Here is a 21537-nt window from a genome sequence, read left to right as displayed (position 1 = left end):
TCTGGGGTTAATCGGCGGTGTGGTCGCCGTTGCCCTTCTGGGACACGGCGGCCGCAGCAGCGCCGTATCCGGTCAGGGCATCGGCGATTCGCTGCTCGAGGGTCTTGTTGAGATCCTTGAGCCGTGCACTGATTGTGTCGGTGTCGTCGGGCTGCCTCTTGAACTCGACTTCCGCCGCGACTGCAGCCTGTCGCGCAGCGTCGTAGGCGATCCAGGCGGCATCCAGCTTGTCGCCGTAGTCCTCCGGCGGGACGAGCCAAGGCGCGCGCTTTCCGGGGGCGGTCGGCTTGGGCGGAAACGCACCGTCTTCCGGCGGCGTCGTAACGGTGTCGTCCTGGACCGGACACAACCAAGCGGCGCCGGTGTCCTGCGGTGGGAAGGATGGAAACTCGGCGCCCGGCCTCTCGGGTCCGACCCGGACATGATCCGGCAGCAACTTGAACCAGAATGTGTAGATCGCTTGTCCCTGCTGCCGGCCTGGAACCAGGTCGTCGATCGCCTTGATCAGCCCATCATGCGCCGTCAGAGCGGCATCGATTTGCTGCGGGGCGGCGATCCAGGCTTTCCTTTCGTCCAGGGCAAGCTGGGCGGCCGCGTTGCTTGCCTCGAGCCTGCGCTCGTAGATCCCTTTGGTTCGATACTTTCGGGTATTGATCAGGTATTCGGTCCCGCTGATCTCGGAAATCCTTTGGCAGATCGGACCTTTGACGGCATCGATCCAGTTCGGATAGATCTTCGACAGATCGTTCCACAGGCGGCGCAGGTCGCCATGATGATCCTGCCAGCGCTTCAGCTTGTTCGGGTAGGCAGCCTGGTAATCTTCGATCAGCTTTTTGCGCTTGCCGAGGTATTCCTCGAGCTCGCTCTTGTATTGGGCGTACTTCTTGGAGTCTGTGAGACGAAGGTCGTCCTTCACCATCGTCAGGATTTCGTCTGGGGTTCTCGCCTGTGCCACTTTCCACCTTCCTATCGTTGTGTCAGATCGGGTCATCGAGATTGGCCCAGGAGAGAGTCAGCGGCTTCGCCGACAGCCGGCCCTCCCGGACGATGTGGGCGGCGGAAAACTTCGTCACCGGAACTTCGCGTCCGCGGGTGAACTGCAAACGCACGGTTATCTCCCCGTTGACGATCTTCGGTCCGAGTCCGGGCGGCCGCAGCAGGGCGATGAACTCGCCGTTTGCGTCGGTCTGCACCTCGGCCGGCGACGGCGCGTCGGGATCGTCGGCGCCGGCACTCTCAGGCTTCGGTTTCAGCGGGCGGAAATTGCCCTTGTGATCGGACCAGGCGAGCTGGACACGCGCGCCGACAATCGGGGGCGCGTCGTCTGCGGCCGTCGCCTTGAGCCGCCCGCGCAATCCAGTGATTCCATCCACCGGCTCGTAGTCGCGCGCCGGTCGCAGGAAGATGCTGCGCAGCCGCTCGGGCAGGACCGGCGGCGCGGCGATCTGCGCGGCATAGGGCGCCGTGGTCGGCGTCACCACTATCCGCTGGGGCCAAGCCTGGCCCTCGGTCAGCCAAACGAACCGGCCGGACGCGTTGACGATCGGCCGGCTGCTCAACCCGACCGCCGTCACCTCGACGCCCCGCGACACCAGGCTCCGCGCTACCGGGTCGATCAGCTCGACCGCCAACAGCACCGTGCGGTTCGGGCGATCCGGCTGGCCGATGACATCGTCGGCGATCATGCCTCTGCCCTCGTGCGCTTGTGCCAGAAGCGGTGCGGCTCCTCGACCACCGGCGGTCCCTGGACCCGCGGCGTTTTGGGATCGATCCAGACCGGCGAGGCGAGATAGGCGACCGAGGTGCGGTAGTTCACGGTCGGAAACAGCGACCAGATCCGGCTCATCTCCTCGCTCGTGACCGGGTCGAGGCTGACGCGAACGGTCTCGCCTTGAAGCGACGCAGCCACCAGGTTCGGCTCCTCGTTCATCGCCTGGATGGCGATGCCGAGGATCCATAGGGCTTCCGTCTCGCCGCCCTTCAGCGCGCCCCCGCCGGTCAGCAGGAAATGCAGATCGAGAGGGACTGCGCCTTCATGAAGTACGGGTGGCGCGCCATTGTGCGCCGGATCGACGGCATGTGGACTGTTGCGGAGCTCGGCATTGGTCGCGACCCTATAGAGGAAGAGCACGGCGTCCGCGTTCTTCGCCTCGTCGTCGTCCAGCGGTCCGAGATGCACCACTATCTGGTCGCCGATCGGCGCATCCGGCTCCGCCGCGAGCGCTGCCCGGATGCGTTCCTTGAAAGCTTCCCCGACCTGCTGGATCGCGTTGCTTTGCATCCTCGCCTCACGCCGCGTTGGCCGACTGGCGGCGATAGTTTTCGTACTCCGCGAACTCGCGCGCCGTGCTCTGCTTGCCGAGCTTGGTGAGTTCTGCGCCGGAGGCGGCAACGATGTGGCGCATCTCGATTGCCGGCGCGTTCTCCGCCGCCGCGGCGAAGGCGGCGCCGACCAGGATCTGCCGGATATTGCCGCCGGTGATGTCGAGCTGCCGCGCCAGGAAAGCGAAGTCGATCGCGGAATCTTGTCGCATGTCCTGCGGAAAGCACCGCCGCCAGATCGCCTCACGGGCCTCGACGCCGGGGCGCGGGAACTCGATCACGAATCGCAACCGGCGCAGGAAGGCCTGATCGATGTTCTGGCGGAAGTTGGTGGTGAGGATGGCGAGGCCGGCGAACGACTCCATTCGCTGCAGCAGATAGGCCACCTCCATGTTGGCGTAGCGGTCATGGGCATCCTTGACCTCGCTGCGCTTGGAGAAGAAGGCATCCGCCTCGTCGAACAGCAGGACCGCGCCCGCGCGCTCGGCCTCGGTGAACACCACATCGATGTTCTTCTCCATCTCGCCGACGTATTTGCTGGCGACCTGGGAGATATCGACAACATAAAGTACGGCATCCAGCGCGCGCGCCGCCGCATGCGCAGCCATGGTCTTGCCGGTTCCGCTGGAACCGCTCAGCAGCGCGGCCACGCCGCGCCCATAGGGCAATTGCGCGCCGAAGCCCCAGTCGTTGAGCACGCGGGGGGCATGCAGGACATGGCCGATCATTTCCCGAAGTTGCGCCTTGCGCTCCGCAGGCAGCACCACATCGTCCAGCGAGAAGGCGGGCTCGATCCGCTGGGTGAACTTGGGCAGGTCGGGGCTGGCGGTCCTGCGGCAGGCCGCGACCAAGCGCGGGAATGCTCTGCCTTCCAGCTCGGCCGCCGGCTTTTCCATGGCGGCCAGCCGTGCCGCTGCCGCGACTCCACCCAGCGACAGTTCGAAAGTGAGGGCGAGGCGGGCGCCCTCCTCCGCGGTGATGGCGAGCCCGGCCTCGGCCGCGGCCGCGACGTAACTCACGCCGGTGGCGCGGCGATCGAGCCTCTGGTTCCGGAGCAGCAGGCAACGCCTTGCACCGATCGCGCCCAACAGCCATTCGCCGTCCGGCGCGATGACCATGGTCTGGGGCACGCGCTCCTGGATCGCGACCGACAGGCGGGCGACGCCGTCCGATGGAGTCGCGCCGGGCTCCATTTCCGAGAGATCGACGACCGGCACAGCCGCCTGCACTTGCGCCAGGCGCGCGATGCGGATGCCGATTTCCTCGGCATTCCCCTCGCTGGCGGCGCCGAGGACGATGCGCAACAGCGGCTTGCCAACTGTCGTCGCCCCCGCCTCGAGATCGGCACGCCAGCGATCGGCGCCGTCGCCGGTCAGGAGCACGACGCGGTCCTCGGCGACGGTTTCCGCCAGCAGCCGGCCGAGCTGTTGCGGCATCTGCGCGCGCTCAGGTTCGCGCGCCCAGCCGGCGCCCGGCCAGGGTGCAACTCGGACCATACGCCGCAGACGCCCATCCGCGGCCAGCGCGTCATGCTCGCCGAGCAGCCAGGCGATAAGCTCAGGTTCGAGGCGCAGCGGCTCGTCCGCATGCGGCAGCGCGGTTGCCTGTTCGATCAGCCGCCAGCGCACCAGGCCTTGCGTCCGCGACAGCTCGGCGCGGACAAGCTCCGCTTCGCCCAGCAAGGCGCAGATCAGACCCAGGGTCGCGGAGCGCCGCCCGAGATCGTCGTGCAGCATCCCGTAGGCCGCCTGGTAGCGGAGATCGAGTTCAGGAGCGAGGCAGAGCAGGATCGCCTGCAGTTCGAGGAAGCTCAGCGAGAGATTATGAAGCAGCGCGCCCAGCGGCTCGGACCCGCCGACCCGCTCCAGTTCGGCCCGCAACGCCTTGTCCGCTTCGAGCAGCGCGGCGCGCGCCGCCTCGAGCCGCAGGGCCTGTTCTGCGGCGGCAGGCTTGACCATGGCTTCGATCGGCAGTCGGCCGCCCCGCGACAGCCCCGGAATGTCGCCTTCCGCCGGCGGATTCTGCTGGTGATAGAGCAGCAGCAGCGCGTCCACCCAGCGCAGCGCCTTGGTCATGGCGGTGGTGACCTTCATGCCTGCCGGCACCACCTCGCAGGCATCGTCGGCGGCTTGGCCGGGGCGAGAGGCGATGTGGTATTCCAGTGCGCAGCCGGCGGCGCGGTCATCCTCTTTGCGGTGGAGCAGGCGCAAGGTCGACAGCAGCTGATCGAGGCCGACATGCTTCAAGTCCAGGTGGACGGCATCCGGGCCGATGACGATGTGCGACACGATGAGGCTCGGATACCAGGCCAACACGGTTCGCACCGGCAGGCCGTCGCCGATCGCGATCAGCACGTCCAGGGTCGCGCCATGCGTCTCCAGTGCGAGACCCATGTTCTCGATCGCGACAACGCGGTCTTCCGCCAGCTCGAAATCCGGCGCGTCGATAATGGCCGTTTCGACGACTTGGCCGAGCACGTCCTTCTGCGATTGGATGATCATGACCTTGAGAGCCACGTCGCGCCGCCTCGTCTTCGCTGGTCGCGCAATTCGAGCGAGGATGATCGCGTGCAACCGAGACTGACAATCGATGCCGATGGTCCATGGAAGATCGAGCGCGGCGATGCAGCCAACGGTTCAGGCGGCGGTTAAACGGGCGCAGATCAGGCGGAGGATGGCCTTGGATCCATTGGCCTAGATCCTTCCGGATCATCGACGGCACGAATCGCCGTGCGGCCGCTGACCGGCGTCAGCGTCGCAGTGTGCCGATCGAAACTGTGGCGGGAGCGGATGGCTGGGGGACCTGGATTCGAACCAGGGTTGACGGAGTCAGAGTCCGTAGTCCTACCGCTAGACGATCCCCCAGCAGGGGCCTTATGACCGGCACTCTATATAAGGAGGCCGGGTCGGCGGAAGCGGGCGGAATTTATCGTCTCGACTCTGGAGTTTCAACCCGCCTTTCACGCGGACGGCTTTCCGGCATTCCCGGCGCCGAAAAGCGCGGAATCCCGCGGTTTTCCGCCCGATTCAGCCCGGCTTGGGCTGAAGGCCTGTCCCAAATCCTTCATTTTGTACCCCGTTGCGTGTAGGATCGGCGGTGGAACGGTCCAGGCGCGAGAGCGGCCGGCGCTCCGGGGAGGCCCCGGGCGAAGCGCGGCGGCGGCGACCCGGGCTGAGGAGTTACAGACGGTGATTACGGGCCTTTCCGGTCCGGCGGAGGCTGCGCAGCCGGTGTTTGCGCGCGCCGCCCGGCCCGGCGAAATCATGGCCGCGCTCGATCTCGGCACCAACAATTGCCGGCTGCTCGTGGCCCGGCATGCCGGATCCGGATTCCATGTGATCGACGCCTTCTCGCGCATCGTCCGCCTCGGCGAGGGCGTGTCGCAGACCGGCCGGCTCTCCGAAGCCGCCATCAACCGCACCCTCGAAGCCCTAAAGATCTGCGCCGGCAAGATGGCGCGGCGTGGGGTGACACTCAGCCGCGCGGTCGCCACCGAAGCCTGCCGCCGCGCCGAGAACTGCACCGACTTCGTCGGCCGGACGCTGGCCGAGACCGGCGTGCGGCTCGACATCATCACCACCGGCGAGGAAGCCCAGCTCGCCTTCAAGGGCTGCCTGCCGCTGCTCGACAAGCACCGGCCCTACGCGATCGTCTTCGACATCGGCGGCGGCTCGACCGAGCTTGGCTGGCTGCGCTTCCGACCCAACCAGGCGCCGGAGATGGTGGCCTGGCATTCGGTGCCGCTGGGCGTCGTGTCGCTCACCGAGAAATTCGGCGCCGAGGCTGGGGCCGGCGAGAGCGCCGAGGCCTTCTACCAGCGCATGGTCGATCTGGTCGCGGCACACCTGGAGCCCTTGCACCGCGCCATCAGCGCCGCCCGCGCCATCGGCGCCGGCGAGGTGCAGATGCTCGGCACCTCCGGCACGGTGACGACACTCGCCGGCATCCGCCTCGGGCTGCCGCGCTATGACCGCGGCCAGGTCGACGGCTCCTATCTCGACTTCGCCGATGTCGAGCGGATCAGCGGCGACATCGCGCGCCGCGACGTGGCCGGCCGCGCACAGATTCCCTGCATCGGTCTGGAGCGCGCGGATCTCGTTCTCTCGGGCTGCGCCATTCTGTCGGCGATCTGCAAGCTCTGGCCGGTGGGACGGCTGCGGGTCGCCGATCGCGGCGTGCGCGAAGGCATTCTGATGAGCCTGATGAGCGGCCCGGCGCGCAACGCCGCACTGGAAGCGCCGATTCCGCTCGCCAACGGCCAAGTCCTCTCGGCCTAGAGCATGGCGCGCGGTTCGAAGGGTGGCCCCAAGGGCGGGGCGCGTCAGCCGGACATGACGAGGGGCGGCAGGAGCTCCAATCCATCAGGGCGCGGCCTCACCGAGCGGGTGAAGACTGCCAACAAACGCACCGCCTCCTCCACGCGCTGGCTGCACCGCCAGCTGAACGACCCCTATGTCGCCGAGGCAAAGAAGCAGGGCTTCCGTTCGCGCGCCGCCTTCAAGCTGCTGCAGCTGGACGAGCGCTTCCAGTTCCTGAAGCCCGGCGCCCGCGTGGTCGATCTCGGCGCCGCGCCCGGCGGCTGGACCCAGGTCGCCGGCGAGAAGGTGCTGAAGTCGGGGCGCGGTAAAGTCATCGGCATCGACATCCTGGAGATGGATCCGCTGCCGGGCGCGGAGATCCTGCATCTCGATTTCATGAGCGACGAGGCGCCGGACAAGCTCAAGGCCCTGCTGGACGGCGAAGCGGATGTGGTGCTGTCCGACATGGCCGCCTCCGCGACCGGACACCAGCAGACCGACCATCTGAAGATCATGGCGCTCGCCGAGACCGCCTATGCCTTCGCGGCCGAGGTGCTGGCGCCCGGCGGCACCTTCATCGCCAAGGTGCTGCAGGGCGGCGCCACCGGCGATCTCCTGAAGACGCTGAAACGCGATTTCGAGGAGGTCCGCCACGTGAAGCCGGCCGCCAGCCGCAAGGATTCGGCGGAGATCTACGTGGTGGCGCTGAGTTTCCGGGGACGGTCGTGACGCTGCGCGCTCCATCCCGATGGGAAATCGCACTCCAGGCACTTCTGCTGCTTGCGTTGCTCTACTTCACCGTCGATCTGTGGCAGGCCCATTTTGGGCAAGGTTGCGAGACCGTCGATGCCTTCATGCAAGGCGGTTGCTATCCCTGGGGCTGGGAAGGTGCATTTGCCGAGTTGCGAATCCTGCGAAGCCAAGAGAATTATCTGACGGGCGGCTGGGTTCGAGTCGTCCTGCTCGCAACAGGCTTGGCAATGCCGTTTCTACTGCAACGGCGTGGCGCGTCGGCGGGCTTTATGGCGATCTCCGGACTTGCCGCTACGATCGTGGTTGGGAACTGGCCCGGCAGCATCCTATAGAGCGTTAGATCGCGCTCTTTATATCCGTCTTTGAGAAATCGCCACCGACATAGAGCAAGGGGCAGCCGCGCTCCTTCGCCAGAGCGTAGGCAAAGCAGTCTCCGAAGTTGAGACTCGCGGCGTGGAAGCCTTTACCCCACCGTTCGTATGCAGCACCGACTTGGCGCGCCGTAGCTTCGGTAGCGGGGATGATCGCAATGCCCAGTTGCTCGACAAGATCCGACGCTCGTCGTGCAATGCGGCGCCCGGCGGCAACGATCAAGACCTCAGCGAACGTGCCGGCTGAAATCTGCAAGTCCTCTTCGAGATCGAGAACTTTGGAGCAGGCTTCGCCCGGCGCTTCTCTCAACAACACAGCCATGATCGCCGAGGTATCGACGACGATCATCTTGGCACGCCGAACTCGTCATAAAGGAAATCCTGGCTGCGCGCGGCGCAGGGGCCGGGAGTCGCTTCGGCTGCCGCCGCCTTGCTGATCTCCTCAATGATGCGGCGACGCTCCGCGCGATCGACCACCTTTTTCGACGGAATAATGCGCGCGACCTCTTGCTCATGACGCGTCAGCACGACTTCCTCGCCGGCTTCCGCACGACGTACGAGTTCGGTGAGCTGGGCTTTTGCTTCGGAGACCGAAATGCGCATGCCGCACCTATCGCTGGACCAATCATCCAAGACAATTTGGACCATCCAATGGTCCAATTCAAGATGAGCGCGGAATTGAGGCCGGAGACCGGCCCCGACTCCCAGATATAGCGAAGTCAAATCTCGGACGCCATAGCCATGGGGGCATGCCTGCCCTGCGGCTCGAAACCGCGGTTTTCCGGCCCTTTTCCTGGACGGCCGGAAGTCCCTGTGTATGATGCCGCGCCAACCCGATTCCGGGCAGGAATACACTTTAAGGACGGACCGGTTTCCACCGACGGTCCCTCCAGCGGGGTTTGGCGATGGAAATCCGTGACGCTCTGACCTTTGACGACGTGCTGCTGGAGCCGGCGCGAAGCGCCGTGCTGCCCGCGACGGCGGTCACGGCGACCAAGCTGACCAAACGGATCCAGCTCTCGATCCCGCTGCTCTCCTCGGCCATGGACACGGTGACCGAGGCCCGGATGGCGATCACCATGGCGCAGCACGGCGGCATGGGCGTCATCCACAAGAATCTCGACATTGCGCGCCAGGCCGAAGAGGTCCGCAAGGTGAAGCGGTTCGAAAGCGGCATGGTGGTGAACCCGCTGACCATCCATCCCGAGGCGACTTTGGCCGAGGCCCGCGCGCTGATGGAGGCGCATGAGATCTCCGGCTTCCCGGTGGTCGAGAAGTCTTCCGGCAAGTTGGTCGGCATCCTCACCAACCGCGACGTCCGCTTCGCCACCGACATGAACGAGACCGTCGGCAACCTGATGACCAAGGACCGCCTGGTCACGGTGAAGTCCGGCACCGCGCATGACGAGGCGCGCAAGCTGCTGCACCAGCATAGATTGGAGAAGCTGCTGGTGGTCGATGACGCCTATCGCTGCATCGGCCTCATTACCGTCAAGGACATGGAGAAGGCCCAGGCTTATCCCTCCGCCAGCAAGGACGAGCGCGGACGCCTGCGCGTCGCCGCCGCGGTCGGCGTCGGCGAAGACGGGCTCCGCCGCGCCGAAGCCTTGCTCGAGGCCGGCGTCGACGTGCTGGTGATCGACACCGCGCATGGCCATTCTGAAGGCGTGCTCTCCGCGGTCGCCGCGGCCAAGCGCCTCTCCAACGACTGCCAGGTGGTGGCCGGCAATGTCGCCACAGCCGACGGCGCCCAGGCGCTGATCGACCAGGGCGCCGATGCGATCAAGGTCGGCATCGGCCCGGGCTCGATCTGCACCACCCGCATCGTCGCCGGCGTCGGCGTGCCGCAGCTGACCGCGATCACCGATGCCGCGGAGCGCGCCCACAAATCCAACATCCCGGTGATCGCCGACGGCGGCATCAAATATTCCGGCGACCTCGCCAAGGCGATCGCGGCCGGCGCGGATTGCGCCATGGTCGGTTCGCTGCTGGCCGGCACTGACGAGAGCCCGGGCGAGGTCTTCCTCTACAACGGCCGCTCCTACAAGTCCTATCGCGGCATGGGTTCCTTGGGCGCGATGGCCCGCGGCTCCGCCGACCGCTACTTCCAGGCGGAAGTGGCCGACAAGCTGAAGCTCGTGCCCGAGGGCATCGAGGGTCGCGTTCCCTATAAGGGTCCCGCCGGCACCGTGATCCACCAGCTGGTCGGCGGCTTGAAGGCGGCGATGGGCTATACCGGCAACGCCACGCTCCCGGAGATGCAGACCAAGTGCCGGTTCCTCAGGATCACCAATGCCGGCCTCGCGGAGAGCCATGTCCATGATGTGCAGATCACCCGCGAAGCGCCGAACTATCGGCAGAACATGTAAGTGACACCGTAAGTGACTCCAGGCGCCCGACTCCAAGCCGCGATTGAACTGCTGAAAGCGATCCACGAAGGAACGGCGCCGGCCGATCGCGCCACCGCGGCCTACTTCCGCACCCGGCGCTATATCGGCGGCGCCGACCGGCGCGCGGTGCTCGACCATGTCTATGCCATCCTGCGCCGGCGCGCGGCCCTGGGCTGGAAGCTCGACCGGGCGCGCGGCGACGTGAAGCTGCCGGAGCTGGAGCGGGCGCGGATGATTGCGCGCATGGCGGTGATGGAAGGCTGGTCGGCCGACCGGATCGCCGGCGCCTTCGACGGCGGCCAATATCGCCCGCCGACCCTCGACCAGACCGAGAAGCGGATCGCCAAGGCGCTGGAAGGCCAGACGCTCGAGGATCCCAAGGCGCCGCTCTGGGTGCGCTACGAATTTCCCGAATGGTGCGAGGAGCGCCTGAGACGCGCCTTCGGCAAGAATCTCGAAGCCGAGATGCGCGCGGCGCTGGTGGAAGCCACCACCGATATCCGGGTCAACACCCTGAAGGGCACGCGGGCGCAGGCGATCCGCGCCTTGCGCGAGGCCGATATCGAGGCCAAGCCAACGCCGCTCTCGCCCTGGGGCCTCAGGGTCGAAGGCCGCGCGCCGCTGGCGACCCTCACCGTCTTCAAGGACGGCCTGATCGAGATCCAGGACGAGGGCTCGCAGCTTATCGCGCTGATGGTGAACCCTCAGCCCGGCGAGCGGGTGGTCGATTTCTGCGCCGGCGCCGGCGGCAAGACTTTGGCCCTGGCGGCGATGATGGAGAACAAGGGCAAGCTGGTCGCGATGGACGTGCTCAAAGGCCGGATCGAGCGCTCCGCGACCCGCATCCGCCGCGCCGGGATCAACAATGTCGAGCGCCGCGATCTCTCCTCGGAACGCGATCCCTGGGTGAAGCGCCATGCCGGCGGCTATGACCGGGTGTTGATCGACGCGCCCTGCTCCGGGGCCGGCACCTGGCGCCGCAACCCGGATGCGAAATGGCGCTTGAAGCCAAAGGACCTCGAGGAGCTGGTCGATCTGCAACGCCGCATCCTCGACAGCGCGTCGCGGCTGGTGAAGCCCGGCGGGCGGCTGGTCTATGCGACCTGCTCGCTGTTCAAGGAAGAGAATGCCGATCAAGTCGCAGCCTTTCTCGAAGCCAACCAGGATTTCGCGCTGCTGCCCGCGCCCAAGGTCTGGGCCGAGGCGACCGAGCGGCTGGGCCTTGAGACGCCGTATCCGGGCGACGGCGATACTTTGGTGCTGACCCCGGGCAAGCATGGCACCGACGGCTTCTTCGTCGCGGTGATGGAGCGGAAGGCGGCGGTGGAGACGCCGGCGTGAGCGGCTACCTGATCCGCCCGGCCGTGCTCGACGACGCGCTGGAGATCGCGGAGATCCACTACCTCGGCTGGAAGAGCGCCTATGCCGGCGTCGTCAGCGACGCGCAGATCGCGGCGAAGCAGCCGGAGAAGCGGCTGGATTACTGGAAGCACAAGATGCAGGACGGGCAGAACCTGGTCCTGGTCGGCCAGCAGGAGCCCGACGGGCCGATCCTCGGCTTCATCTATGGCGGGCCGGTGCTGGATCACGAGATCACCCGCGAGATCCCCGGCCAGCCGAAGCTCAAGGACTTCGACTGCGAGATCAACATCGTCCATTGCCGCCACGCAGCACAGGGCAAAGGCCTGGGCCGCGCGCTAATGGCCGAGATCGCCCATCACTGGCAGGTCGGCGGCAAGCGCGCGCCGATGCTCTGGGCTTTCCGCGACAACGACTATCGCAAGCTCTACGACAAGCTCGGCGGCACGGTCTTCGCCGAGGGTGTCGATGAAGGCGCGCCGGACGTGGCGTATGGATGGCAGGACCTCGATGCGCTGATCGCGGCCTGCCAACCGGCGCAGAGAGGCTGATCTGTGTCCGGACGGCGCACATTGCTTTTCCACCTCGGTTTCCTCCTGCTCCTGGCGTGGTGCATCTACTCCAGCGTCTCCTACGAAATCGCGGCGAGAAGTTCTCTCTTGAAGTCCGAGAGCCTCGGCATCGCCTGCATGTTCGCCGGGTTCCTGCCTGGCGCCCTCTTGCGCGTCTGGCGTGACATTCGCCCTCATCATCCTGCCGGTTTGTTTAATCCGAGTGTGACCGTCCGGCTCTCCGAGCCTTTCGCAGAGCGCTGCTGCCGCATAATCGCCTCCGTAGGGATCGCTTCGGTAGGGTTATTGCCTATGCTGGGTCTGCCGAGCCTTCACGTCTTTCCCGGCTATGAGTATGCCTTCCTCGCCATGGGCGGCTATTCGTTGTTTGCCACCGTCTTCACCACCCCGATTGCGCTGGAGCTTTCGGAGGATGGTCTCCGTTTCAACCGGATAACGCCATCGACAATCCTTTGGGGAGATATTGCGGGCATTCAAAGGAAGGCAGTCTTCCCTTTTCCGCTGGTGATTCTGGATCTCATCACTTCCGACAAGTACCGCATGACGCGCCCGCGCTGGCGTAAGCGACCGTGCAAACGGATCGGCATCCCGCCCGTGCTGTTCGGACTCGATTCGCGGGCGCTGTCGCAGGCCATTGAGCATCGCCTGTCCCTGAATGCTTTCTAAGACGACGCAAGGATATTCATGACCGATCGCATTCTCATTCTCGATTTTGGATCGCAGGTGACGCAGCTGATCGCGCGGCGGGTGCGCGAGGCCGGCGTCTACTGCGAGATCATGCCGTTCAACACCGACGCCGCGAAGATCAAGGGCTTCGACCCGAAGGGGATCATCCTCTCCGGTAGCCCGCATTCGGTCACGACGGAGGACGGGCCGCGGGCGCCCAACGAGGTCTGGCAGTCGAAGCTGCCGGTGTTCGGCATCTGCTACGGCGAGCAGACCATGTGCGCGCAATTGGGCGGCGAGGTGCATGGCTCGGATCACCGCGAGTTCGGCCGCGCCACCTTGCAAATCAAGGAACCCTCGGCGATCTTCGATGGGGTCTGGCTGCCCGGCGACACCGACCAGGTCTGGATGAGCCATGGCGACCGCGTCGTCCGGCTGCCGGAAGGCTTCAAGGTGGTGGCGGTCAGCGACGGCGCGCCCTATGCCGCGATCGCCGACGAGAAGCGCAAATACTTCGCCGTGCAGTTCCATCCCGAGGTGGTGCATACGCCGCGGGGCGCGGCCCTCATCAAGAACTTCGTGCACAAGATCTGCGGCTGCAAGGCCGACTGGACCATGGCGGCCTATAAGGAATCGATGATCGCCAAGATCCGCGCCCAGGTGGGCAAGGGCAAGGTGATCTGCGGGCTCTCCGGCGGCGTCGATTCCTCGGTCGCGGCGGTGCTGATCCATGAGGCGATCGGCGATCAGCTGACCTGCATCTTCGTCGATCACGGCCTGCTGCGCGGCGGCGAGGCGGAGCAGGTGGTGCGGCTGTTCCGCGACAACTACAACATCCCGCTGGTGCATCGCGACGCCTCCGATCTCTTCCTCGGCCAGCTCGCCGGCGTCACCGATCCGGAACAGAAGCGCAAGACCATCGGCCGCCTGTTCATCGAGGTGTTCGACGAGGAGGCGAAGAAGATCGGCGGCGCGGCCTTCCTGGCCCAGGGCACGCTCTATCCCGACGTCATCGAAAGCGTCTCCTTCACCGGCGGTCCCAGCGTCACCATCAAGAGCCATCACAATGTCGGCGGCCTGCCGGAGCGGATGAACCTCAAGCTGGTCGAGCCGCTGCGCGAGCTGTTCAAGGACGAGGTCCGCGCGCTGGGCCGCGAGCTCGGCCTGCCGGAGCAGATGATCCGGCGCCATCCCTTCCCCGGCCCGGGCCTTGCGATCCGCATTCCCGGCGACATCACCCGGGAGAAGCTCGACATCCTCAGGAAGGCCGATGCGATCTATCTGGAAGAGATCGACAAGGCCGGGCTCTACGACCAGATCTGGCAGGCCTTCGCCGTGCTGCTGCCGGTGAAGACGGTCGGCGTGATGGGCGACGGCCGCACCTATGATCATGTCTGCGCGCTGCGCGCCGTCACCTCCACCGACGGCATGACGGCGGATTTCTATCCCTTCGAGCCGGCTTTGCTCGGCCGGATGGCGACGCGGATCGTCAACGAGGTCAAGGGCATCAACCGGGTCTGCTACGACTACACCTCCAAGCCGCCGGGAACGATCGAGTGGGAGTGAGCGGGATCACGGGGCGGGCGTGAACCCGCGGTGAAGCCCGGGATACCCACTGGCCTCTGCCACCCGTATCCGCAGGAGCTTCGTCGATGAATCCGCTCACACGCCAATCCATGGTCCTGGCCGGTTTCAGCCTGCTCGCCCTCTCGGCGACGGCGATGGGCAGCCTGGCCGATCCGGCGGAGGGCAAGGCCGAAGGCACGCTGACGGTCAACGGCCAGGTGACCGAGGTCGCCTATGCCTATGCGCAGTCGGTGCCGGGCTTCTTCGACAAGAGCACCACCGACACGCTGGTGATCGTGAGCGACGTGCCGCTGGACGCGACCGCGCTCAGCGACGACTTCGCCCGCAGCGATCTCGCCGATGCCGGCAAGCTGCATGCCTTCGAGATCATCCTCGACGCCTCGGGCAAGCCGATTTCCACCGTCTGGCGCCACAACGGCTTCAAGGGCCCCTCGCCCAGCGGGCTCTCCACCGCCGATGTGTTCACCCCGAAGACGCTCGACGGCAAGACCGTGGACGCCCGCTACCAGAGCGCGGAACCGACGGAGTTCTTCGGCAACACCTCCTCTTTCGACGTCACGTTCCGGGCCGCCATCCAGCTTCGCTAAAGCTACGCTGGACAGGTCGCGCCGTGAGCCGGGCGCGGGCCGACCTTTACGACCCCCCGGCCTTTTCCCACCCTGGAAAGGCAGGCTAACTCTCTGGCAGGACTTCACAAATTCTCGCGGCAGGGGCCAAAAGCACATCCGCGCAGCGTAAAGGCCCTGTAAAGGTTCGCTGGTCCCGTCGGGGTCGGGTGATTCTGTCGGGGCCCGGTCGGGGTTGCAGGCCGGCGGATCCCGTCGGCTGGAATCGGCAACCCGGTAACTGTACCATGTTTGTTCTCGAGAGTCGATGCGGGAGTCGGCGGGTTGCCTTTGCGGCCGCAGCGTCCTATGCGTGCGCCATGGAGACCCAGGTCGCGATCACCCCGCCGCTGATGCCCGCGTCCCGCCCCCGGGCGAGCCAGGCCGCACCCTTCCTGCCGATGAGCCGCGAAGAGATGACCGCGCTCGCCTGGGAGCAGTGCGACATCGTGCTGGTGACCGGCGATGCCTATGTCGATCACCCGAGCTTCGGCATGGCGATCATCGGGCGCCTCTTGGAGGCGCAGGGGTTCAAGGTCGGGATCATCGCGCAGCCGGACTGGCAGTCGGCGGAGCCCTTCAAGGCGCTGGGCAAGCCGCGGCTCTTCTTCGGCATCACCGGCGGCAACATGGATTCCATGGTCAACCGCTACACCGCCGACCGGAAGCTGCGGCATGACGATGCCTATACGCCGGGCGGCGAAGGCGGCAAGCGGCCGGACCGCTGCACGCTCGTCTATGCACAGCGCTGCCGCGAGGCCTGGAAGGACGTGCCGGTGATCCTCGGCGGCATCGAGGCCTCGCTCAGAAGGATCGCGCATTTCGACTACTGGTCGGAGAAGGTGCGGCGCTCGATGCTGGCCGATGCCAAGGCCGACCTGCTGCTCTATGGCAATGCCGAGCGCGCGGTCGTTGAAGTCGCGCGGCGGCTCGATGCCGGCGAACGCCCCAGCGATCTCGACGACATCCGCGGTGTCGCGCTCTATCGCAAGGTGCCCGACACGTACACCGAGCTCCGCGCCGACGATCTCGACTCAAGCGATGAGGGCGCGGCGCGCGCCAAGGGCGACGTGGTGATCCGCCTCCCCGACTACGAGCAGGTGATCGAGGACAAGGAGGCCTATGCGCGGGCAAGCCGTGTGCTGCACCGGGAGAGCAATCCCGGCAATGCGCGTCCCCTCGTTCAAAGACATGGCGACCGCGACATCTGGCTGAACCCGCCGCCGATCCCGCTCAGCACGCAGGAGATGGACGCGGTCTACGACCTCCCCTATGCGCGGGCGCCGCATCCCTCCTATGGCGATGCGAAGATCCCCGCCTGGGACATGATCAAGTTCTCGGTCACGATCATGCGCGGCTGTTTCGGCGGCTGCAGCTTCTGCTCGATCACCGAGCATGAGGGCCGGATCATCCAGAACCGCTCGGAGGGTTCAATTCTTCAAGAGATCGAGAAGATCCGCGACAAGACGCCGGGCTTCACCGGCGTGATCTCCGATATCGGCGGGCCGACCGCCAACATGTACCGCATGGCCTGCAAGGACCCGAAGATCGAGGCCGCCTGCCGGCGCCCCTCCTGCGTCTTCCCGGAGATCTGCCCCAACCTCAACACCAGCCACGACGATCTGATCCGGCTCTATCGCAAGGTCCGGGAGACCAAGGGGGTGAAGAAGGTGATGGTGGCGAGCGGCGTGCGCTACGACCTCGCGATCAAGAGCCCGGAATATGTCGAGGAGCTGGTGACGCATCACGTCGGCGGGTATCTGAAGATCGCGCCGGAGCACACCGAGCGCGGGCCGCTCGACAAGATGATGAAGCCGGGGATCGGCGCCTATGACCGCTTCAAGGCGATGTTCGACGCGGCGGCGAAGAAGGCGGGGAAGAAATACTACCTGATCCCCTACTTCATCGCGGCGCATCCCGGCACGACCGACGAGGACATGATGAACCTCGCGCTCTGGCTGAAGAAGAACAAATACCGCGCCGACCAGGTGCAAACCTTCCTGCCCTCACCGATGGCCACGGCCACAGCGATGTATCACAGCGGCGTCAACCCGCTGAAGGCGGTGCGGCATGGCGGGAGCGAGGAAGTGCAGGCGGTGAAGGGCCTGACGCAACGCCGGCTGCACAAGGCGTTCCTGCGCTATCACGATGCGGACAACTGGCCGGTGCTGCGCGAGGCATTGCAGAAGATGGGGCGCGGGGATCTGATCGGGTCGCGCGAGGACCAGCTCGTGCCGGAACGGCAGCCGGCGGGGTGGGCGGCGAAGGAGCCGGGTGCGAAGGCGCGGCCGAAGCAGCGCGCGGGACGTGCGCGCGGGGGGCAGCGGTTCACGACCAAGGGTGTGGGGTTTCCGGGGGAGAAGTGAGCGGCCAGGACGCGCCGCCACGGACGGCATGATCGTCAATCCGGAAGCGGGTCCTTGCGCAAGAGCCATTCCTTACTATATTGTAAGGAACAACCGACGGAGCCTTTCGATGACTACGGCCACACTGACCAGCAAGGGGCAGATCACCATACCGGCGACGGTGCGGGCGGCACTCGGGGTGGATGCCGGCGACCGGGTCGAATTTGTCGAGATCGCGGCCGGCCGTTATGAGGTCATCGCTGCGACCCGGCCCGTGACCGCGCTGAAAGGCATGTTCGGCAAGCCCCGCAAGAGCGTGTCGATCGAGACGATGAATGCGGCCATCGCCCGGCGCGGCGCGTCGGCGAAGAACACCGGCAAGTGAACCGGGTGGGCCGATGATCGGGCTCGATACCAATGTCCTGGTGCGCTACATCATGCAGGACGATGCCGTTCAGTCGGCCGCGGCGAGCCGGTTGCTGGAATCCCTGACCGCAGAGGCCCCCGGCTTCGTTTCCATGGTCGCCGCCGTGGAACTGGCGTGGGTGTTGTCCTCCGCCTATGAGCTCGACCGGCACCAGCTGGTGGAAGCCTTCGAAGCCCTGTTGCGCACCAAGGAAATCGTCGTCGAGCGCGCCGAAGTGATCTGGAAAGCGCTCCGCCTCTTTGCCGGCTCCAATGCCGACTTCGCGGACTGCCTCATCCAGCAAGCCGCCGCCGCCGCAGGCTGCACCCGAACGATGACCTTCGACCGCGCGGCGGCGAAGGGTTGCGGCATGACGCTGGTCGGGTGATCCCCGGCGCCGGAGTCCATGCGCGAGACCCGGTTTCCGATGGCGGCCGGGGCGGCGCAGTGCGTGGCGCAGCGGCTTATGACGAAGGGTGCGGGGCCTCTGGGGCAGAATTGAGGGTTCACGCATTCAGCACCACACCTATTGATCGTTAAATCGAGTGGCATGGTAGCTAGAACGCGGTACTCTCTCATTTCGAAGCCAAACATCCCGATGCCGAAGACACAGCCATGAAAAGCGAGAGGAGACCGCGAAAAATCACTCTGAGCAATCCTGACCGAGACTGGGTTGTGTCAGAACTGGATAAGCTCATTGAAGAGTGGCGCGAATGGCAGTCTGTTGTCGCTCAAATCCACGATCAGCCATTCGATTGCAATATAGAATCCAACGTATACGCTGACGGCGCAGGCAACATGAAGCGTCATACCATTCTTCAGGAGAAGACCTTAACTTTTCTGGATCAGAATATTGAAGGTCATAACTTTATTTTTGGATTTGATAACGATCACATTGATAGAACTGATCTGCGACTCAAATGGCGGGTGGAACATCGTCTCGAAGAGTTAGATGTTCTCAAGGCATGCATCGTCAACGCGAGTCTTTCCAAACAGGTCGAATGGGTCAGAGCAGCAGAGGCGGTAGAGATGCTCGCCCCCATCATGGCTGAGTTCTCCGCGCATCTTCGGATTTGCGAACGCGCGCACGCGGGAATGATCCGCGCCCGCGCGGAGCTGTTTCACGAAGGCCCGCGTGTGGCTCACAACCAAGATGTTCCGAGGGATTTTTGGTGGGCAGAGGGACATGGGGCGCTCGAACAAGATTGGGCTGCAGGCGACTTTTCTACTTGGATACGCCACGGGAGCGTCCAGTTAAAAGCCTTCGGGGTAACATTCGCTCTTACTGACATCCAAAAGCTTCTACCGCCTTCGCACGGAGTGAAGGCTGAAGTGAGTGCGCGCAACAGCAGCGAAGACAACGAGATCATTAGAATGTTAGACGCCCTCGTTCCGTCTGCCGCGCAGTCATACCAGCAAGCAATTCTCGACCTAGCAGATGACAGCAGAGTTTCGTTTCGCGGCCCTGCCCTCGAATTGCGTGAGGCATTGAGAGAAATCCTCGACCATCTCGCAGCGGACAGCGAGGTGACCTCAATGCCGGGCTATTCACATGAGGACGGCCGACCCGCTCCGACGATGAAGCAGAAAGTACGTTTCATCATGAAAAAGAAAGCAAACCGCTCTTCGAGCGGTGTTACCGAGCAAGCGGTCACGACGTTCGAAGAATCAATTGCGTTGCTCACGCGAGCTGTCTACGAACGATCCTCCAAGGCCACCCATGTTGCAAGTGAGCGCCAAACAGTGGTCCAGCTTCGTCTCTACGTGGTGGCGATCCTCCACGAGATTCTCAAAGCATAGAACGGGCCGCTTCTGCCGTACCTAAGCGGTGGTGAGAAAGGCGTGGATCCCGGGACCAAGTCCCGGGATGACGGCGGCGTGGTGGCGAGAGCGGAAGAAGAGTTGCGTGAGGTCGCGTGTGGGGCACCCCCACCCCAACCCTCCCCCGAAGTCGGGGGAGGGAGTCAGCGAGGCCGTGCTATCGCCCCGCCTTCATCGGATTGATTGTCTCGACGCCGGTGAAGTCGCGTTCGTTGTCGGTGACGACGATGCAGTCGTTGGCCTGGGCGATGGCGGCGATGATGGTGTCGAGGGCGCTGCGCGGGCGGTCGCGGGTCTTGCCTTCGGCCATCAGGCGGGCCCAGGCGAGGGCGGCTTTCTCGTCGAAGGGGAGGACGCGGCCGGCGAACAAGGCCTGCGGGCCTTCCGGGCCGGCGAACCATGACTCCAGTTCGCGGCGGCGCTTGCCGGCCGGTTTCTCCAGGACTCCGCGGCTGATCTCCGCGACGGTCAGCGCGGAGATGTAGAGGTTCTGGTCGGCTTGATCGGCCATCCAATCCAAGAGGGCTGCGGAGGGCGACGGCCGCGTGACGTTGCTGATGATGTTGGTGTCGAGCAGGAAGCGCATCAGAGCTTGATCTTGCGCCCGGCCTCGCGCGGGCGCTTGAGGTCGAGGTCGGCGCCGACCAGCGGCGAGCGGCGCAGTGCGGCCAGGATGCCGCCCTTGCGCGGCGGCTCGCCCGTGACCGACTGGCTGACGGCGGCGCGCAACGCCGCCGCTTCCGAGGTGTCTTCCGCCAGCTTCCGGGCGACCGAGCGGATCAGATCGCGGTCGGCGTCGCGCCCCAGCACCTCGAAACGCGCCAGCCCGCGCTCGCTGAGGCGGGAGCGGTAGTTCTGGATGGCGCGTCGCTGTGCTTTGCCCATGGTCGCTCTCCTATATCCAGTAATATAGCCAGACATTGCGTAACTTCAAGGCTATCCAGACGCAGCGCTGTTTGGCTTTCAGTGCGCGGCAGGCCGGTAAACTCGTGGATCCCCGGGCCAAGCCCGGGGATGACGACCGAGTGGGATTTCGACGTGACCCTAAGAGATTGGCGCCGACCTTAACGTCCGCACCAGCAGCCCGTGCAGCATGTCCACTGCCTTCTCGCCCCGCGAGGCCTTGCTGCGGTGGACGGCGACTTGCATCGGGTCCAGCGGGCCGAGGCCGTGCTCGCGGCCGAGAATGTCGAGGCCTTCCGGGACGCTGCATTGCGTGAGCACGGCGACGGCGAGGCCGCTTTCGACGGCGGCGATCTGGCCGGCGAGGCTGGAGCTGTTGTAGACGATCTTGAACGCCCGGCCCTGCTGGGCCAGGGCCTTCACGGCGTGGCGGCGGGCGAGGCTGGTCTCCTCGTAGACCGCGATCGGCAAAGGGTCGTGGCGCCAGAGCTGGAATTGCGGCGCGCCGACCCAGACCAGAGGCTCGTGGAACAAGAGCGTGCCGGCGCGCGCGTCCTGGCGTGAGACCAGGGCAAGGTCGATCTCGCCTCGGGCGACGCGCGGGATCAGCGCGGTGGATTGCTCGCAGGTGAGCTCGATCTCGACTTGCGCATGGCGCGGGGCGAAGCGCTTCAGCACCGGGGTCAGGTACTTCGCCGCGTAGTCGTCGGGCACGCCGAGGCGGACGCGGCCGCTGAGCGCCTCGCTTTCGCCGACCGCCGCCTTGGCCTCGGCGTGGAGGTCGAGGATGCGGCGCGCATAGGTGAGCAGGGCCTGGCCCTCGCGCGTCAGCGCCATCCGGCGGGGGCCGCGCTCGAGCACGCGGTAACCCAGGGCGGATTCCAGCTTCTTCAGCTGCATGCTGACCGCGGATTGCGAGCGGTGCAGCTCGGGCGCCGCGGCGGAGAGCGAGCCGGTGTCGATCACCGCCACGAAGCAGCGCAGCCAGTCGAGTTGCAGGTCGTGTTGCATGGGCGCTTCGGCCGGTTTTCGATTATCGGATGGATAGGTTTCGAATTATCCGGTTTTCGGAAATCGGTGTCGAGGGCATGGTTTGCGGGACGCACCCCCCACCCCTACCCTCCCCCTGAAGGGGGAGG

General features: G+C 65.5%; 22 protein-coding genes and 1 tRNA gene. 13 read left to right on the top strand and 10 right to left on the bottom strand.

Annotation, left to right across the window (positions count from 1 at the left end; genetic code table 11):
* Positions 1-7: 7 nt before the first annotated feature.
* The 5 genes from ACH2CY_RS09510 to ACH2CY_RS09490 all read right to left on the bottom strand — a co-directional run bounded on the left by ACH2CY_RS09510 (position 8) and on the right by ACH2CY_RS09490 (position 5186).
* On the bottom strand, positions 8-919 hold the full coding sequence (locus ACH2CY_RS09510; RefSeq protein ID WP_395018454.1) for a hypothetical protein: 912 nt from the start codon (positions 917-919) through the stop codon (positions 8-10).
* Positions 920-977: 58 nt separating this feature from the next.
* A complete protein-coding gene (locus tag ACH2CY_RS09505; protein WP_395018452.1) occupies positions 978-1685 on the bottom strand; it encodes a hypothetical protein in 708 nt (235 codons plus the stop codon).
* Positions 1682-2281: a DUF4255 domain-containing protein gene (locus ACH2CY_RS09500; RefSeq protein WP_395018450.1), complete on the bottom strand. Its 600-nt coding sequence runs from the start codon at positions 2279-2281 to the stop codon at positions 1682-1684. Before ACH2CY_RS09500 ends, ACH2CY_RS09505 begins: the two co-directional genes overlap by 4 nt.
* Before the next feature lie 7 nt (positions 2282-2288).
* Entirely contained in the window at positions 2289-4838 is a 2550-nt protein-coding gene (locus ACH2CY_RS09495; RefSeq protein ID WP_395018449.1) for an AAA family ATPase, read from the bottom strand.
* A 274-nt stretch (positions 4839-5112) separates the two neighbouring features.
* A tRNA-Gln gene (locus tag ACH2CY_RS09490) sits at positions 5113-5186 on the bottom strand.
* A 324-nt stretch (positions 5187-5510) separates the two neighbouring features.
* On the opposite strand from ACH2CY_RS09490, the gene ACH2CY_RS09485 reads away from it, so the two are divergent.
* Genes ACH2CY_RS09485 through ACH2CY_RS09475 form a run of 3 tightly spaced genes read left to right on the top strand, consistent with a single transcriptional unit; the run spans position 5511 to position 7705 of the window.
* A complete protein-coding gene (locus ACH2CY_RS09485; RefSeq protein WP_395018447.1) occupies positions 5511-6599 on the top strand; it encodes a Ppx/GppA phosphatase family protein in 1089 nt (362 codons plus the stop codon).
* A gap of 54 nt (positions 6600-6653) precedes the next feature.
* On the top strand, positions 6654-7349 hold the full coding sequence (locus ACH2CY_RS09480; protein WP_395018655.1) for an RlmE family RNA methyltransferase: 696 nt from the start codon (positions 6654-6656) through the stop codon (positions 7347-7349).
* Positions 7346-7705: a hypothetical protein gene (locus ACH2CY_RS09475; protein WP_395018446.1), complete on the top strand. Its 360-nt coding sequence runs from the start codon at positions 7346-7348 to the stop codon at positions 7703-7705. The genes ACH2CY_RS09480 and ACH2CY_RS09475 overlap by 4 nt, the downstream gene beginning before the upstream one ends.
* Before the next feature lie 4 nt (positions 7706-7709).
* On the opposite strand, the gene ACH2CY_RS09470 is transcribed toward ACH2CY_RS09475, so the two are convergent.
* Together ACH2CY_RS09470 and ACH2CY_RS09465 are read right to left on the bottom strand one after the other, a co-directional pair.
* Complete coding sequence (locus ACH2CY_RS09470; protein ID WP_395018445.1) at positions 7710-8093, bottom strand: type II toxin-antitoxin system VapC family toxin; 384 nt, start codon at positions 8091-8093, stop codon at positions 7710-7712.
* Positions 8090-8347 (bottom strand): type II toxin-antitoxin system Phd/YefM family antitoxin, encoded by a 258-nt coding sequence (locus tag ACH2CY_RS09465; RefSeq protein ID WP_395018443.1) that lies wholly within the window; start codon positions 8345-8347, stop codon positions 8090-8092. The genes ACH2CY_RS09470 and ACH2CY_RS09465 overlap by 4 nt, the downstream gene beginning before the upstream one ends.
* A 302-nt stretch (positions 8348-8649) precedes the next feature.
* On the opposite strand from ACH2CY_RS09465, the gene guaB reads away from it, so the two are divergent.
* From guaB to ACH2CY_RS09415, 10 genes are all read left to right on the top strand, one after another.
* Positions 8650-10113, top strand: a complete 1464-nt coding sequence (gene guaB, locus ACH2CY_RS09460) for an IMP dehydrogenase (RefSeq protein WP_395018441.1) — start codon at positions 8650-8652, stop codon at positions 10111-10113.
* Between the two features lie 12 nt (positions 10114-10125).
* On the top strand, positions 10126-11475 hold the full coding sequence (locus ACH2CY_RS09455) for an RsmB/NOP family class I SAM-dependent RNA methyltransferase (RefSeq protein WP_395018440.1): 1350 nt from the start codon (positions 10126-10128) through the stop codon (positions 11473-11475).
* Positions 11472-12044, top strand: a complete 573-nt coding sequence (locus ACH2CY_RS09450; protein WP_395018439.1) for a GNAT family N-acetyltransferase — start codon at positions 11472-11474, stop codon at positions 12042-12044. Before ACH2CY_RS09455 ends, ACH2CY_RS09450 begins: the two co-directional genes overlap by 4 nt.
* Before the next feature lie 108 nt (positions 12045-12152).
* The gene (locus ACH2CY_RS09445) at positions 12153-12731 is read left to right on the top strand and encodes a hypothetical protein (RefSeq protein WP_395018437.1); all 579 of its coding nucleotides are present in this window, start codon (positions 12153-12155) and stop codon (positions 12729-12731) included.
* A gap of 18 nt (positions 12732-12749) precedes the next feature.
* Positions 12750-14297 carry a glutamine-hydrolyzing GMP synthase gene (gene guaA / locus ACH2CY_RS09440; RefSeq protein WP_395018435.1) on the top strand — a complete coding sequence of 516 codons (1548 nt, stop codon included), beginning with the start codon at positions 12750-12752 and terminating at the stop codon, positions 14295-14297.
* An 86-nt stretch (positions 14298-14383) separates the two neighbouring features.
* Entirely contained in the window at positions 14384-14905 is a 522-nt protein-coding gene (locus ACH2CY_RS09435) for a hypothetical protein (protein ID WP_395018433.1), read from the top strand.
* A gap of 371 nt (positions 14906-15276) precedes the next feature.
* The gene (locus ACH2CY_RS09430; protein ID WP_395018653.1) at positions 15277-17289 is read left to right on the top strand and encodes a YgiQ family radical SAM protein; all 2013 of its coding nucleotides are present in this window, start codon (positions 15277-15279) and stop codon (positions 17287-17289) included.
* Between the two features lie 109 nt (positions 17290-17398).
* Positions 17399-17653, top strand: a complete 255-nt coding sequence (locus ACH2CY_RS09425) for an AbrB/MazE/SpoVT family DNA-binding domain-containing protein (protein ID WP_395018432.1) — start codon at positions 17399-17401, stop codon at positions 17651-17653.
* 13 nt (positions 17654-17666) lie between these two features.
* Entirely contained in the window at positions 17667-18062 is a 396-nt protein-coding gene (locus ACH2CY_RS09420; RefSeq protein WP_395018430.1) for a PIN domain-containing protein, read from the top strand.
* A 227-nt stretch (positions 18063-18289) separates the two neighbouring features.
* Positions 18290-19474, top strand: coding sequence for a hypothetical protein (locus ACH2CY_RS09415; RefSeq protein WP_395018429.1), 1185 nt, complete (start codon positions 18290-18292; stop codon positions 19472-19474).
* 178 nt (positions 19475-19652) lie between these two features.
* On the opposite strand, the gene ACH2CY_RS09410 is transcribed toward ACH2CY_RS09415, so the two are convergent.
* The 3 genes from ACH2CY_RS09410 to ACH2CY_RS09400 form a co-directional block, all read right to left on the bottom strand.
* Positions 19653-20081, bottom strand: coding sequence for a type II toxin-antitoxin system VapC family toxin (locus ACH2CY_RS09410; protein WP_395018427.1), 429 nt, complete (start codon positions 20079-20081; stop codon positions 19653-19655).
* Positions 20081-20380 carry a hypothetical protein gene (locus tag ACH2CY_RS09405; protein ID WP_395018425.1) on the bottom strand — a complete coding sequence of 100 codons (300 nt, stop codon included), beginning with the start codon at positions 20378-20380 and terminating at the stop codon, positions 20081-20083. Before ACH2CY_RS09405 ends, ACH2CY_RS09410 begins: the two co-directional genes overlap by 1 nt.
* A gap of 159 nt (positions 20381-20539) precedes the next feature.
* Positions 20540-21409 (bottom strand): LysR family transcriptional regulator, encoded by an 870-nt coding sequence (locus ACH2CY_RS09400; protein WP_395018424.1) that lies wholly within the window; start codon positions 21407-21409, stop codon positions 20540-20542.
* Positions 21410-21537 lie beyond the last annotated feature (128 nt).

Source organism: Dongia sp. (assembly GCF_041905885.1).
Classification (GTDB): domain Bacteria; phylum Pseudomonadota; class Alphaproteobacteria; order Dongiales; family Dongiaceae; genus Dongia.
The sequence above is the reverse complement of the archived record's forward strand: the minus strand, read 5'-3'. Positions and strand labels throughout refer to the sequence as shown.